Consider the following 262-nt stretch of genomic DNA (forward strand, 5'->3'; position numbering starts at 1 on the left):
GCGAGTTCGCTTCTCTTTGTATGCGCCATTGTAGCACGTGTGTAGCCCTGGCCGTAAGGGCCATGATGACTTGACGTCATCCCCACCTTCCTCCGGTTTATCACCGGCAGTCTCCTTTGAGTTCCCGCCATTACGCGCTGGCAACAAAGGATAAGGGTTGCGCTCGTTGCGGGACTTAACCCAACATTTCACAACACGAGCTGACGACAGCCATGCAGCACCTGTCTCACGGTTCCCGAAGGCACTAAGGCATCTCTGCCGA

1 rRNA gene is annotated in these 262 nt (G+C 55.7%); it reads right to left on the minus strand.

Annotated elements, in window-relative coordinates:
• A 16S ribosomal RNA gene (locus N5923_RS00080) occupies window positions 1-262 on the minus strand; the annotation flags it as partial.

Origin of the sequence: Winslowiella arboricola (genome assembly GCF_025527015.1) — a bacterium.
Classification (GTDB): domain Bacteria; phylum Pseudomonadota; class Gammaproteobacteria; order Enterobacterales; family Enterobacteriaceae; genus Erwinia; species Erwinia arboricola.